12 protein-coding genes are annotated in these 15230 nt (G+C 37.3%); 8 read left to right on the top strand and 4 right to left on the bottom strand.

Features of this window, described 5'->3' with window-relative positions:
- Positions 1–109: 109 nt before the first annotated feature.
- Genes cysT through R4Z09_RS22705 form a run of 3 tightly spaced genes read left to right on the top strand, consistent with a single transcriptional unit; the run spans position 110 to position 2912 of the window.
- Positions 110–946, top strand: coding sequence for a sulfate ABC transporter permease subunit CysT (cysT, locus tag R4Z09_RS22715; protein ID WP_338448999.1), 837 nt, complete (start codon positions 110–112; stop codon positions 944–946).
- A 7-nt stretch (positions 947–953) separates the two neighbouring features.
- A complete protein-coding gene (gene cysW / locus R4Z09_RS22710) occupies positions 954–1832 on the top strand; it encodes a sulfate ABC transporter permease subunit CysW (protein ID WP_338448998.1) in 879 nt (292 codons plus the stop codon).
- 6 nt (positions 1833–1838) lie between these two features.
- Positions 1839–2912, top strand: coding sequence for a sulfate/molybdate ABC transporter ATP-binding protein (locus tag R4Z09_RS22705; protein ID WP_338448997.1), 1074 nt, complete (start codon positions 1839–1841; stop codon positions 2910–2912).
- Between the two features lie 98 nt (positions 2913–3010).
- On the opposite strand, the gene R4Z09_RS22700 is transcribed toward R4Z09_RS22705, so the two are convergent.
- Both R4Z09_RS22700 and R4Z09_RS22695 read right to left on the bottom strand, forming a co-directional pair.
- On the bottom strand, positions 3011–3835 hold the full coding sequence (locus R4Z09_RS22700) for an ABC transporter permease (RefSeq protein ID WP_338448996.1): 825 nt from the start codon (positions 3833–3835) through the stop codon (positions 3011–3013).
- 24 nt (positions 3836–3859) lie between these two features.
- Positions 3860–4627 carry an ABC transporter ATP-binding protein gene (locus R4Z09_RS22695; protein ID WP_338448995.1) on the bottom strand — a complete coding sequence of 256 codons (768 nt, stop codon included), beginning with the start codon at positions 4625–4627 and terminating at the stop codon, positions 3860–3862.
- Positions 4628–5082: 455 nt separating this feature from the next.
- Here R4Z09_RS22695 and R4Z09_RS22690 point away from each other — a divergent pair, with 455 nt between their 5' ends.
- Positions 5083–5976, top strand: coding sequence for a TauD/TfdA family dioxygenase (locus tag R4Z09_RS22690; RefSeq protein ID WP_338448994.1), 894 nt, complete (start codon positions 5083–5085; stop codon positions 5974–5976).
- Positions 5977–6097: 121 nt separating this feature from the next.
- Positions 6098–7099 (top strand): aliphatic sulfonate ABC transporter substrate-binding protein, encoded by a 1002-nt coding sequence (locus R4Z09_RS22685; protein WP_338448993.1) that lies wholly within the window; start codon positions 6098–6100, stop codon positions 7097–7099.
- Positions 7100–7132: 33 nt separating this feature from the next.
- On the opposite strand, the gene R4Z09_RS22680 is transcribed toward R4Z09_RS22685, so the two are convergent.
- The gene (locus tag R4Z09_RS22680; RefSeq protein ID WP_338448992.1) at positions 7133–8227 is read right to left on the bottom strand and encodes a 5-methyltetrahydropteroyltriglutamate--homocysteine S-methyltransferase; all 1095 of its coding nucleotides are present in this window, start codon (positions 8225–8227) and stop codon (positions 7133–7135) included.
- Between the two features lie 335 nt (positions 8228–8562).
- On the opposite strand from R4Z09_RS22680, the gene R4Z09_RS22675 reads away from it, so the two are divergent.
- The 3 genes from R4Z09_RS22675 to R4Z09_RS22665 all read left to right on the top strand — a co-directional run bounded on the left by R4Z09_RS22675 (position 8563) and on the right by R4Z09_RS22665 (position 13828).
- Positions 8563–10485 carry a PTS mannitol transporter subunit IICBA gene (locus R4Z09_RS22675; RefSeq protein WP_338448991.1) on the top strand — a complete coding sequence of 641 codons (1923 nt, stop codon included), beginning with the start codon at positions 8563–8565 and terminating at the stop codon, positions 10483–10485.
- Between the two features lie 80 nt (positions 10486–10565).
- Positions 10566–12665, top strand: coding sequence for a BglG family transcription antiterminator (locus tag R4Z09_RS22670; RefSeq protein ID WP_338448990.1), 2100 nt, complete (start codon positions 10566–10568; stop codon positions 12663–12665).
- Positions 12666–12673: 8 nt separating this feature from the next.
- Positions 12674–13828, top strand: a complete 1155-nt coding sequence (locus tag R4Z09_RS22665; RefSeq protein WP_338448989.1) for a mannitol-1-phosphate 5-dehydrogenase — start codon at positions 12674–12676, stop codon at positions 13826–13828.
- Between the two features lie 45 nt (positions 13829–13873).
- Here the strand turns inward: R4Z09_RS22665 and R4Z09_RS22660 are convergent, their stop codons facing one another.
- The gene (locus R4Z09_RS22660; protein ID WP_338448988.1) at positions 13874–15097 is read right to left on the bottom strand and encodes an MFS transporter; all 1224 of its coding nucleotides are present in this window, start codon (positions 15095–15097) and stop codon (positions 13874–13876) included.
- Positions 15098–15230: the final 133 nt, after the last annotated feature.

Genomic DNA, 15230 nt, shown 5'->3' with positions numbered 1-15230 from the left:
TATAATAAGTTTATAAGAAGTGTAACAAGGCACCCTGTGACCTAGAATGAACGAATTCAATCATAATACAAAGGGTGCCTATAGCTTTTCTTTAAGGAGAAGGATCAAAATGAAAAGCAATAAAAAGAGAGTTCTACCGGGATTTGGCCTATCGTTAGGATTTACGACTCTGTATCTCAGTTTGTTGGTACTCATTCCTTTATCGATGGTATTTATTCAAACTTCTCAGCTCGGATGGGGAGAATTTTTAGATGTTGTCACAAGTGAACGCATTGTCCATTCCTACAAAATTAGTTTTGGTACTGCATTTGCTGCAGCAGCCATCAATGCAGTTTTCGGTTTGTTAGTTGCATGGGTATTAGTTCGTTATTCGTTCCCAGGCAAACGGATATTAGATGCCTTAATCGACTTGCCATTTGCACTTCCAACAGCTGTAGCCGGAATTACACTAACCACCTTATATTCGACAAATGGTTGGATTGGTCAGTTTTTAGAACCGTTTAATATAAAAATAGCTTTTACACCGTTTGGTATTACGGTAGCCTTGGCCTTTATTGGTTTGCCATTTATTGTTCGTATGGTCCAGCCTGTTCTTCAAGATATTGAAAAAGAAGTGGAGGAAGCTGCCGAGAGTTTGGGGGCATCGCGCTTTCAAATCTTTCGAAAAGTGATTTTTCCTGAAATATTACCAGCGCTATTATCAGGATTTTCATTAGCCTTTGCGAGGGGTCTTGGAGAATATGGATCGGTAGTATTTATTGCCGGTAATATGCCCATGAAAACGGAGATTGCACCGCTGATGATTATGACAAAGCTGGAGCAGTTTGATTATGCAGGGGCAACAGCCATAGCTGTTGTCATGCTCGTCATTTCATTTCTATGTTTAATTATCATTAACATCATCCAATTGTGGAGCCGAAGGTCTGAGCTCAAAGTGAGTAGGTGAATAAAGAATGGAACCCCAAATGACAAAACCCATTGAACAAATGTCGATTCGAAAACGAAAACATTCCAAAGAATCGAAATGGATAAAAATGATTCTCATTTCTATCGCAATTCTGTATTTATCCTTATTATTATTTGTTCCGCTTATTGCTATTTTTGTCAAGGCGTTTGAACAAGGTGTTGTAGTCTATTTAGAGGCCATAACTGATAGTGATGCATTATCTGCTATCCGTCTAACGCTGCTTGTGGCAGTCATTGTTGTACCTTTAAATACAATATTTGGCATTGCAGCCGCATGGGCTGTAACAAAATTCCGCTTTAGAGGAAAACAATTTCTATTAACTTTACTTGAATTGCCATTTGCTGTTTCACCTGTTATTGCTGGTTTAGTGTTCGTATTGCTCTTTAGTCCTCGTGGTGTGTTAGGACCATGGCTTGTTGATTTTGGAATTAAAATCATTTTTTCAGTACCAGGTATTATTATAGCGACTATATTTGTGACCGTTCCCTTTGTTGCGCGTGAATTAATTCCAGTTATGCAGGCGCAGGGAACATCCGAGGAAGAAGCAGCCGTTTCTCTCGGAGCCAACGGGTGGCAAATGTTTTGGCGGGTGACACTGCCAAATATAAAATGGGGGTTGTTGTATGGCATGATTTTATGTAATGCCAGAGCCATTGGAGAGTTTGGCGCTATTTCTGTTGTATCAGGGAGGATTCGCGGATTGACGAATACGATGCCGCTTCATGTAGAAATTTTATACAATGAGTACCAATTTTCTGCTTCTTTTGCCGTTGCATCTTTAATGTCAATCATGGCTATTATTACACTAATAATTAAAAGCATGATTGAACGGAAAACAAATAAACAAGAGGGAAAAGGAGTGTAGATTGTCATGTCTATTCAAATTAAAAATGTATCAAAAACATTTGGAACGTTTCAAGCCTTGAAAAATATTAATCTAGATATTCCTGATGGAAAACTTGTTGCCTTATTAGGTCCCTCTGGTTCAGGTAAAACAACGCTGCTTCGAGTCATTGCCGGCTTAGAAGCAGCCGACGAAGGGACTATTCTATTTGATGGGGATGATTTAACAGATGCCCATGTAAGCAATAGAGAAGTAGGCTTTGTATTCCAGCATTATGCATTGTTTAAGCATATGACTGTATTAGAAAATATTGCATTTGGCTTAAAGGTAAGAAAAAAAAGAGATCGTCCTTCCGCTTCTGCTATTAAGGAAAAGGTGAATGAACTATTACAGTTAGTTAAATTAGAAGGCTTTGCTGAGCGATATCCTTCACAATTATCAGGCGGTCAACGTCAAAGGGTCGCGCTTGCCCGGGCATTGGCGGTTGAACCAAGAATATTGCTTTTGGATGAGCCGTTTGGAGCATTAGATGCAAAAGTAAGAAAGGAATTGCGCCGCTGGCTTCGTAAATTACATGATGAGGTCCATATAACTAGTGTATTTGTGACGCATGATCAAGAAGAGGCTCTTGATGTTGCCGATCAAATTGTTGTAATGAATGAAGGGAAAATAGAGCAAATGGGTACGCCGGATGAGGTCTATGATCACCCGGCAAGTCCGTTTGTTTATGATTTTCTTGGGAATGTTAATTTATTCCGAGGCAGGCTGAATCATGGAAAGCTGAGTGTAGGCAGCGCTCACTTAGAAGTACCCGAGCATTTCGATGCAACTAATATAGAAGCAGTGGGGTATGTTCGCCCGCATCATCTATCCATTGAAAAGGTGAAGCAAAGTAAGGGTTCAATTCCAGCAATCGTTATTTTCTCTCATTCTGTAGGTCCTGTTGTCTATATTGAGATGAGGCTTCAGGATTCAGAAGAGTATGTAGAAGCGGAAATAAGTAAGGAAGATTTTAGCAGCTTGGATTTAAAAAAGGGTGAAATAGTTTATGTGCATCCGAAAAAAGTAAAGGTTTTTGTACCGGAGGATTTTGTGATCTAAGTTGGTTATTGTTAAAAGAATAATGATCTTAGAGAAGAGTATAAGTAATTTAGATGAAAAAGGATGGCCTTCAATATAGGAAGGTCATCCTTTTTCAATTAAGCTTTAAAACTATCCTGCCATTTAAGCAATCGATTTTCCAAAAAGCGGACAATGGAGTCAGAAATTTTACCTGCTAGAGCAAATATGATGATTCCGACAAAAACAATGTCTGTTTGCATAAAGGAACGGGCATCTTGAATCATAAATCCGACACCTTGATCTGCTCCTAATAATTCAGCAACGACTAAGCACATCCAAGCAGCACTTAAACCAAGTCGTATACCAAGCAAAATGTTGGGTAATGCACCAGGAATCATAAGTTTTGTTACTTTTTCCAGACGGTTGTATTCTAAAATCTGAGCAACATCATATAGTTTTTGATCTACATTTCGAATCCCTAAAAAGGTTTGTAAATATAAAGGAAAAAAGGTACCTAATGCAATCAACAATACTTTTGATAATTCTCCAAAACCAAACCACATGATGAATAGCGGTGTTATGACTAGTAACGGGATGGTACGCAGCATTTGGATGGTTGGGTTTAAGTATTGTTCCGTTCTTTTATTCATTCCAACAATGATCCCGAATAAAAGGCCGAAAAAACCACCAAGAGAAAAACCAAGAAACGCACGGGTTAAACTAATTTGTAAATGGGCTCCCAATTCGCCTGATTGAACGAGTTCAAGAAAACTGGTTAGGATTAATAATGGTGATGAAAATAATTGGGCTGGTAGGATACCAGCAGAGCCTAGTACTTGCCATAATAGTATAATGGCAATAGGCAGGAATAATCCTCGAAAAATAATCTTACCTTTTTTTGAGTTTGTGTTCCTTTTCTTAATAGAGATAGATTTGTTTTGAACAATTGTTTGTGTAGACATGATTGTCATCCTTTCATTAATAAATTAAATACTCCAGTCTTCTACATCTTCAGCTTTATGATCAAGATGATTTAAAATAACAGTTCTAAATTCCTGAAACGATTTGCTTGTTCTTCTTCTTGGATAAGGTAAATCAATGGCAACATTTGCTTTCATACGCCCTGGTTTTGAATCCATCACGAGTACTCTAGAAGATAAAAAGATGGCTTCATCAATATCATGGGTGACTAGAACCATAGTCGTTTGATTTTTTTCCCATATTTCTAATAAAGCTTCCTGAAGGTGACCGCGGGTGAAAGCATCTAATGCGCCAAATGGTTCATCTAGCAGCAAGATTTCAGGATTACGAAGCAATGCTCTTGCTATTGCGACACGCTGTGACATACCACCTGATAATTGCCGTGGATAAGCTTTCTCAAATCCTTTCAATTTCACCAGTGTGATTAAATCATCAACTCTTTTTCGTGTGTCTGGTTCTTTTAAAGAGAGATTGCCAGCGATATTCTTTTCTACTGTCAGCCAAGGGAATAAGCGGTGCTCTTGAAAAATAAAGCCGCGGTCTTTTGAAGGACCATTCACTTCCTGGGTGCCCACGACAATGTTTCCTTCATAATTCAGATCCAGACCGGCAATTAGCTTTAATAAAGTACTTTTTCCGCATCCGCTTGGTCCAATAACTGATAAAAATTCACCCTGCTGTACCGAAAGATTAATGTTGTCTAAAACATGGACTTTCTCACTTTCATTGTTAAATGTTTTGCTTACTTTATTGATTTGTAATGTAGCAACCATAATTTGATCATCCTTTCTGAAATAAAAAAGAGATTCAGCTCAAAAGACATAAATTGTCTTTTTGCTGAATCTCTAGTCGACTAGTCGATTCATTTTAAAATTTTAATTTGAATTATGAAAATATTTAATTAGTAATTTATCACTTTTTTGTTTCATAATCAATACTTAATTCCAATTAATTTTATAGGATTAATTACAAAAAAGTTGTTGACAGAATATTTTTGCTTCTGTTAAGATTCATTCATACAACAAACCAATTACCATTATTATCAAGTTAATATCGTTGAAAAGAATCAACTGGTCGACCGGAGATTCAATGAAGAGGTGAGCCCCCACATCCTCTTTGTTGGATCTCTTTTCTTTTTAATTATTAATCTGATTATATTGGTAGGTAAAGTTGGAATTTGAAGTAATAAAGATGAAAATATAAAAAATCATTTAGGAGGAAATAAACAATGACAACAACACAAACAAATCAAATAAAGGTGATACCTGTAGCAGGAAGAATTGGAGCAGAGATTCAAGGAGTTCAATTAAGTAAGGACTTAGATACCAGCGTATTAAACGAAATAAAGCAAGCACTTGATGAGTACAAAGTTGTATTCTTCAGAGGCCAGCATCATTTAGATGATGCAAGTCAGGAGGCATTTGCTAAATTATTTGGAGAGCCATACGCACATCCAACAGTACCAGTAAAAGATAACTCTAATTATATTTTTGAATTAGATTCAGAACAAGGTGCAAAAGCAAACCATTGGCACACAGATGTTACCTTTGTTCCGGAAGTTCCGAAATACTCCATTCTAAGAGGTGTTACGATTCCAAGTGTGGGTGGTGATACGGTTTGGGCAAATACAAATACAGCATATGAAGGATTGCCAGAAGGATTGAAGAAATTAGCAGATGAATTATGGGCTATTCATACAAACGAGTTCGATTATGCCCAATTAGTTGCAAAGGCAATAGATGAAAAGGATGAAGTCAGACAAAAATATCGCGCTGTATTTGAATCAACTGTTTATAAAACAAAACATCCAGTTGTTCATGTGCATGCTGAAACGGGTAAAAAGCATTTATTACTTGGAGGATTTGTTGGAAAATTAGAGGGTTATAGTACTAGTGAATCTGAAAAATTATTTAGCATCCTTCAATCATACGTTACTCGTCTTGAAAATACAGTCCGTTGGAAATGGACTGAAGGAGATGTTGCTATTTGGGATAACTTAGCTACACAACATTATGCTGTCGCAGATTACGATGAGCACCGTATTGTACGAAGAGTGACGGTTGGAAAAGAAATTCCTGTTAACAAAGATAATCACCAAAGTACATTAATAACTAAGCAATAAATGATCATATAACCTGAGATTCAATAAAGAGCAGCATTTCCCTTTATTGAATCTCAAGTTTTTATAAAACGTAAACCACTTATTCAATTGATAAACAGGAATTGTAATCTGGGAGGAAACTATGAAGAGACATCGAAAAAGTCTAATAGGATCAGTCTTTATATTTTTATTAGCTATTATTCTAACGGGGTGCAGTACAGGAGCAAGTTCATCAACTCAAAAAAGTAAAAAAGATGACCCGATCGTCGTCAAGATTGCTTTAAATGGCAAAATGAATCCATTAACAATCGGGAGAGAAAAAGGCTGGTTTGAGGAAGAATTCGCCCCTTTGAATGCTGAAATTGAGTGGAGTGAATTTACTAGCGGGCCCCCGCTTCTTGAATCTCTTGCAGCTAATCATGTTGACTTATCTTTTCTTGGTGACGGAGCACTTATTGCCGGTTTAGATAAAAAACTGCCTTTCGAAGTAATTGCTCAAACTAGTGATGGAAAATCTAATGTTCGAATTCTTACTCATAATGATAGTAGTATAAATAGTATTGAAGATTTAAAAGGAAAAAAAGTTGGGGTAGCATCAGGAACAACAGGTCAAGTGTATTTAGCTAAGGCACTGAAATTTCATGGTTTAACTTTAGATGATGTAAAAATAATCAATTTACAGCCTGATGATGCTCAATCAGCTTTTGAAACCAAACAATTGGATGCTTGGGCAGTTTGGGAACCTTATAAAACCAATAATGTCGATAAAGGAATTGCAAAAGAACTTAAAGTAGATGGAGAGATACTAGCACCTGGAGCTATTATTGCTCGTACAGGTTTTGCGGAGGAACATCCAGAAGTTGTTGAAGCTTATTTAAGAGTTTATAAAAAAGCTGCTGACTGGCGAATTGAACATCCTGATGAGGCTGCAGAAATTTATTCGGAAGCAACCAAAATACCAGTAGAAACAATCAAAAAAATCATTGTAGCTGATGAACCAAATATTTTCTTCAGTAAAGAATCGATAAAAGCACAGCAAGAATCAATCGAGACCTTGGTTCAAGTTGGTTATATCAAAAATGAATTTAACTTTGAGGAACGTATTAACTATAAATATATTGATGAGGCTTTTAGTAAAAAATGAGCAGGTCATCCTGCTCATTTTTTATGATTAAAATTATTTCCAAACGTCCTGAGCAATGTTAATGACATGACGTACTTTATCCCACTGCTGTTCCTCTGTCAGCTTATTTCCTTCTTCAGTTGAAGCAAAACCGCATTGCGGACTTAGGCAAAGCTGATCAAGGCTTACATATTCACTTGCTTCTTTAATTCTCGCTTTTACATTTTCAGGATTTTCGAGATCGCCAAATTTAGAGGTGATTAATCCTAAAACAATTTTTAAGTCAGAGCGGTTTACGTGGCGAAGCGGTTCGAAGCCGCCTGAGCGCTCATCATCAAACTCAAGGAATAAACTATCAACATCTAAGCCGCCAAAAATAATATCTGAAATATTTTCATAGCTGCCGCTTGATGTAAACATAGATTGGAAATTACCACGGCAAATATGCATCGTAATCGTCATATCTTCTGGTTTTTTGGCGATGGATTCATTAATGACTCTTGCATATAACTCTGCTAGTTTACGAGGACTTTCCCCTTGTTCGCGAATCTTTTCAAGCCCTGATTCTGAAAAGAAAGATGCCCATGATGTATCATCTAATTGCAGATAACGGCAGCCGGCATCATAAAAAGCTTGAACTGCCTTTTGGTAAGCAGCAATTAAATCATTAGCCAAGCCTATTTTATTCGTATAAAGATCGGTTTCAATCTTTCCTCTATAGAGAAGCATATTTGGGCTTGGAATGGTAAACTTCGCTACATGGTCACCAGCGATATTATGAAGAAATTTGTAGTCTTCTATAAAAGGATGATTGTCAAAATCAATTTTTCCTTTCACTCTTACCCCGTGAGCTCTTGTCGTAATACCGTTAAATTGTAATCCAGTTTCAGCTTCATAGAATTCAGCGCCGACAAGGCCGCCTAAGAAATCAAAATGCCACCATGCACGTCTAAATTCACCATCCGTAACAGCTTGTAAGCCGATTTCTTTTTGCTTTTCTACTAAACGAATAATTTCTGTATCTTCGATTGCACGAAGCTGTTCGGCAGTGATTTCTCCATTTTCTTTTTGTAAACGAGCTTGTTTGATTCGTTCTGGTCTTAAAAAACTTCCAACGATATCTGTTCGAAAAGGTGCTCTTGTTGACATGTTTACATCTCCTTACAAAATATAGAATAATTATATTGATTAGTTTAATGATTCGACAACTTTTAATAGAAAATTAATATTGAAAATAGTGAAAAATAGTACTTTATGAATAATGATTATCCTGCTATATGCACCTCCCAAAAAATTGTATAAAAACACACGTTATCGAAAAAAGTAAAAATAACCAATAAACGTGTGTTCTTTTGTTGTTTTAGCACTTATTAAAGTTTTGGCACAAGGGAGTAGGACAAAGTTACATCTACTATTCATTGTTTGGAAGCGTTTTATAATTTAACATCATAATTGTAAGGCTAGTTAGAAAGGATGTGGACAGAATGTCCCAAGAAAATAAAGGCGTAAAGGTTCGCGTTCAGAAATTCGGTAACTTTTTAAGCTCTATGGTGATGCCCAATATCGGCGCTTTCATTGCATGGGGCCTTATCACAGCCTTGTTTATTCCAACAGGCTGGATACCTAATGAAAATTTAGCAACTCTCGTTGATCCAATGGTTAAATACTTACTTCCATTATTAATTGGTTATACAGGAGGTAAATTAATTTATGACGCCCGAGGTGGCGTAGTCGGTGCGATTGCCACAATGGGTGTAATCGTTGGTGCCGATATGCCGATGTTCTTAGGAGCCATGCTTATGGGTCCTATCGGCGGCTGGGTGATAAAGAAGTTTGATTCACTGATTGAAGGAAAAGTGAAAACTGGTTTTGAAATGTTGATTAACAACTTCTCTTCCGGTATTCTCGGCGGTATTCTTGCCATTATTTCATATTTAGCAATCGGACCAGGAGTTACAGCATTAACGACTGCATTAGTTGCAGGTGTAGAATGGATGCTTGATGCCGGAGTTCTTCCATTAACAAGTATTCTGATTGAACCGGCAAAGGTATTATTCTTAAACAATGCCATTAACCATGGTGTATTATCACCAATCGGAATTGAACAGGTAAAGCAGACAGGTCAATCGATTCTATTCTTACTTGAAGCAAATCCGGGACCAGGAATTGGAATTCTGTTAGCCTACTGCTTCTTTGGTAAAGGGACGGCAAAACAAACGGCACCGGGTGCAGCGATTATTCATTTCTTTGGTGGAATTCACGAAATTTACTTCCCATATGTATTAATGCATCCAATGTTATTCTTTGCAGCCATTTTAGGGGGAGTAAGCGGCGTATTCACATTATCCATGCTTGGTGGTGGATTATTGGCTCCGGCATCTCCAGGAAGTTTCCTTGCGATTTTAGCCGTGACACCACAAGGGGCAGGATCGTATCTTGCTAATATCGCTGGCGTACTGGTTGCTGCTGTTGTTTCATTCCTTGTTTCAGTATTGGTATTAAAGACTAGCAAGTCAAAAGAAGGCAATTTAGAAGAAGCATCGCAAAAAATGCAGGAAATGAAGGGCAAGAAAAGCAGTGTTGCTAGTGTCTTAACTGTAAACGAGCCAGCAACAAATATGGATCTTAATCCTGAAAACGTTCAACATGTAATATTTGCCTGTGATGCTGGTATGGGATCAAGTGCAATGGGTGCATCATTGTTACGTAAAAAGGTAAAAGAAGCTGGATTAGATATTAAAGTAACAAATACAGCGATAAGTAACCTTCCAAATGATGCTCAGGTCGTCATCACACAAGAAGAACTAACACCACGTGCGAAGCAAAAAGTTCCAAATGCTTATCACATATCAGTTGATAACTTTTTATCTAGTCCAAAATATGATCAATTGATCAGTCAATTTAAGGATGGGAATAACGGTACTGCTGAACAGAACACTGAGGCACCAGCCAATAAAACGTCTAATGCTGACAACGGTGTTTTAACGAAGAAAAATATCTTTTTAAATAAAAAGTTTGCATCTAAAGAAGAAGCCATTCGTTTCGCAGGACAAGTGCTGGTTGATGGAGGATATGTTAATCCTTCTTATATTGAAGCGATGATAGCAAGAGATCAATTAACTTCAACTTATATGGGTAATGATGTAGCCATCCCTCATGGAACAGAAGAGGCTAAAGCGGATGTCATCGAATCAGGTGTAACGATTATCCAAGTTCCGGACGGCGTTGACTTTGATGGAAATAAGGTCCGTTTGATTTTCGGAATAGCAGGTAAAGCAGGCGGCCATCTTGAAATCCTTTCAGCTATCGCTGTTACATGCTCAGAAATGGAAAATGTCGAGAAAATGGCAACAGCTCAATCTGTGGATGAGATCCTAGCAATCATTGGAACATCATTTGAAAAATAAGCGGGAAAGAAAGATGCAAAAGCATCTTTCTTATTCCTATTTTTAAAGGTTTTTTATACATAAGAAATGGAAAAGAGCTGATGTCCATGCTGATAACAGCGAGAGAAAAGGCTATTTTAGAATTATTGATCAAAAAAAGCGGGAAGCATACAGCATTATCCTTTGCTGACTTTTTACATGTAAGCGTTCGAACGATCCACCGTGACTTAAGAAACATCGAGACGATATTAGAGTCCTTTGATTTACAACTAGACAAATCCAGTGATAATGGATTATTGATAACGGGCTCCAATCAGAATATTTACCGCCTGATTCAAGAGCTTACGAAAGTAAAGCCACAGGACCTTTCTCTCGAGGAAAGAAGGCTTCTTTGTTTTATCAAAATGGCGGAGTCAAAGGACCCAGTGAAATTAGCCCCCTTGGCTAAAGAACTTGGCGTATCAATTACAACGTTAGGAACGGATTTAGATGAATTAACGGAATGGCTTCAGGACTATGGAATCGAGCTCGATAGAAAAAGAGGTGTCGGAGTTGAATTATATGGAACGGAGGAAAAAATCCGCAAAGCGCTGGTCAACTTTTACCTCATTTATTTTAATAATGAGTTAATCGAAAGCTTAATTTTACTTGCCAACGATCAAATGGAGAAGGAACGAATCCTGTTTTATTTAAAAACATCTTTTTTAAAAGTAATCGATGAGGTTGTATATGAAAAAATAAAAAATCTCAATACCAAACTGGCTGACAGTGATTATATTACTTTCTTAATACATATCTGTATCTCTCTGCAAAGGATCGAAAAAGGCTTTTCCCTTTTGGAGACCGAGATTGATCTCGAGTCTTTAAAGCCATCGGAAGAATTTCAATTTGTAAAAGAGATCAGTCAGGAATTTTATCAGTACTTCTCTATTTCATTAACTGATATCGAAATAGCCTTTCTTGTCATGGTATTAAGAGGCTCGAAAGTACAAAAAGCAGAATATACGAATTATGACAGTGTCTTGGTCGGACGCTCGATAAAGAAAATCATCCATCATGTTTCAAAACAAATGAATAGTGATTTAACATCAGATTTTTCTTTATTCCAAGGCTTATTGGCTCATATGGAGCCTTCTATTTTTCGGATACAAAAAGGATTAAGTTCGTTTAACCCGTTAACCGATGAAATTAAAAAGAAGTATCCTTTGTTGTTTTTGACTGTCAGCAAAAGTGTAGCAAAAGAATTTAAAAACCTGGAATTTAATGATGATGAAATTGCATATATCGTTTTACACTTTGGCTCTGCATTAGAGCTGCGAAAAGAAGAGGTACAGATTCTTGCTTTAATTGTTTGTCCTACAGGTATCGGTACATCCAAAATGCTTGCAAGTCGAATTAGAAAAGAAGTTCCCGAGATAACAGAAACGGAAATTGCGTCTCTAAAGGATTTACAGACGAAGGATATCAGCCAATACGGGATTATTATTTCAACCGTCATTTTGCCTTTACAGGAAAAATTGGACTATGTCTATGTGAATCCATTGTTGTATGAAAAAGACATTGAAGCGATCTATGATTACATCGGGACGAACATTCAAAAGATCACAAGGCAGACAAGCTACCATTCTCAAGTGAAAACAACAAAACATAACAAACCTAAAGCAAAGTCGTTACTTGAATTCATGCAGGAAGTGGATGAATGTCAAAATAGTATTCGGAGCATTTTACAAAATTTATCTGTCTATCGTTCAAAAAACAATGAAAACTATAAGGCGTTTCTCAAGGAAATGGTTGAACACTGTTTAGAGCAGGGGTTAGTTTCCAGCACGGAAGCTGTATATGGTCAATTGCTTGCAAGAGAAACAAAGGGAGGCTTAGGAATACCTGACACAAACATGGCACTTTTCCACTGCCGTCATGAAGGAGTTATGGAAATAACCTTTCATATTGCCCATTTAGAGACTCCCTATCGTTTGCTGGGCATGGACGGCAGGCAGATGGATGTCCATAATATCCTTTTGCTGCTGGCTCCTGAGAAATTAACACAGCTTCAATTGGAAATAATAAGCATGGTTAGTTCCATTATTGTTGAAGATAAAAGGGCAATCATGATTTTTTCTTCAGGGAATGTGAAAATCATTCGTTCAAAACTGGAAGATACTTTTTATGACTATTTGCAAAATAAATTTGTAAAGGAATGAATTAATATATGAAAAATGTTGTACATTTTGGTGCTGGAAATATTGGCAGAGGTTTTATTGGTGCATTGTTTTCCCAATCAGGATATCATGTAACGTTTATAGATATTGCAGATGAGATTATTTCAAAGTTAAATGAAGAAAAAGCCTATAAAGTTCGGACAGCTGAGGATCAGCCAACCGTAATTGAAATTCAAAATGTGTCAGGATTAAATAACATAAAGCAGGAAAAAGAGGTTATTAAAGCGATTGAAGAGGCGGTCTACATTACAACTGCTATTGGCCCTAATATTCTTCCTCACATTGCTCCGTTAATTGCTAAAGGCCTGCAGTCAAGACTTAATGTTACGAATGAAAAGGTATATGTCATTGCGTGTGAAAATCAAATTTCAGCTACAGACATATTAAAGGGTCACATTTTAAAAAATATGCCTGAGGATGCAGCAGGTAACATGGAAGGGAAAGTCCACTTCTTTAATTCAGCCGTTGACCGAATCGTACCAATCCAGGACAATAAGAATTCGTTAGATGTATTAGTGGAGCCTTATTTTGAATGGGTTGTCGAAACAACAGAAGATATTCCAGCGGTGGAAGGAATGACAAAGGTAGCTGATTTGGCACCGTTTATTGAACGTAAGCTATTTACGGTTAATACAGGACATGCAGTAACTGCCTATTTTGGTTATCTAGACGGTAAAGAAACGATTGACCAAACATTAAATGATCCATCAATATACGAAAAAGTGAAAGCTACAATTGAAGAAACCGGTGCATACTTAACCAAACGCTACGAATTGAATGAAGTAGAGCATCAAACCTATATTAAGAAAATCTTAGGGCGCTTTCAAAATCAGCATCTGCATGATGATGTAACGCGTGTCGGTCGTTCTCCGCTCCGAAAGCTTGGTGCTGAAGATCGGTTAGTTAAGCCTTTAGTGGAGGCTAAGAAATTAGGATTGTCTTATCAAAATCTCGCCAGCGCAATTGCGGCTTGCTTATTATTTGATGTTCAAGGGGATCCAGAAGCCGTTGAACTGCAAAAAATGATTCAAGAACATGGTGTCACACATGTATTAAAAGAAGTCAGTCATTTAGATGAGACGGATGAGGTTGTAAAAACCATTGTAGAAAAGTATGAGAGCTATAAGGCTGAATATCGAAAATAAGAGAAAAGTAAGATGTCCTTCATTCAAACGATGAAGGACATTTTTTTAGGCATCAAATGACTGGGAATTCATCTGTGACGTGCTGGTTTTGTTCGCAGTTGAAAAAATAGAAGTGGCAATAAGTAAGCCTGCTGAGAGAATGCAGCCAAAAACAATAAAAGGCAGAGTAATAATTCCTGTTTTTAAAATCAGCGTCGCCAAAAGTGGTCCGATGCTGGCTCCAATAAATAGGATAAAGGTATAGATTGACGTGGCGATTCCTTTTTCATTGCCGCCAAGCTGACCGACTAATGCAAGCATGGAAGGGACGACAACGGCAATCCCGCATACAAAAAGAATGCTCATAGTGATAATCAGCCATAATTGCTGAATAAGCCCCATGACTAATAATCCTATAATTGAACAAACCAGCCCGCTTACCAAAACTTTTTTCATTCCAAACCTTTGAACAAACCTTCCTGTGAAAGGGGATAAAATCATGCCAAGAATCCCTGCTGCACGGACAGCAAAAATATCTTGATCATTAAAGTCAAAAGTAGTGCTCAGGTAATTTCCTAATGCGGTGTACATGCCGACAAAGGATAGTAAAATCATGATTGCAATGCTGTTGCAGAGGATAAGTTTTTTTTGCGAAAAAGGGATTTTGAACTTTTTAATCACTGAAAACATGCCATAATTCCCTTGCTGGATATCATCGTTCGGTAAAAAGATGATCAATAAAATCGTCGTTATGAAATAGAGAACGCTTAAAATCAGAAAAACGGCATTCCAATTGAAGACAGATTCAATAAATGTGCTTATAAGCTGACCGATAATGCCGGCAATTAAAAAACCTGAACTGACAATTCCAATGGTAGTCACTCTTTTTGCTTGAGGATACATCATACCTATATAGATAAGGGCAATTGGTGGAAACGTAGCTGCGGCGGCACCCTGAAGAGCTCTTAGGATAAGCAGGCTACTGTAGCTATTGGTTAACCCGATCAAAAAGGTTATGAACGAAAAACATACCAAACCGATCATCATCACATTTTTGCGGCCGTATCGGTCTGAGATGGCGCCGGCAAATAAGGAGCCAGCTGCAAAGAAAATCGAAAATATGCTTCCGGCCCAGGCAGCCTGACTAGCTGAAAGGCTATAGGAAGCTGCAAAGACCGGCAGTAAAGGAATTGTTACATATAATGAGCATAATACGACTAAACCGGTCCAGAAGAGGATTAAAGTAATTCGATTCATATTTTGTAAGTCAAGTTCCTTCGTGTTCTCCATTGATATATTCCTTTCATAAAGTCATTTTTATATCCATTATGAATCAATTTGTATAATTTGTAAAATTCAAAATTTATTGTCATCAAAAACGACATGATACTATTTTAAAATATTTATTTTTTGTTACCCCCAA

Origin of the sequence: Niallia oryzisoli, from assembly GCF_036670025.1 — a bacterium.
GTDB lineage: Bacteria > Bacillota > Bacilli > Bacillales > Cytobacillaceae > Bacillus_BD > Bacillus_BD oryzisoli.
The sequence above is the reverse complement of the archived record's forward strand: the minus strand, read 5'-3'. Positions and strand labels throughout refer to the sequence as shown.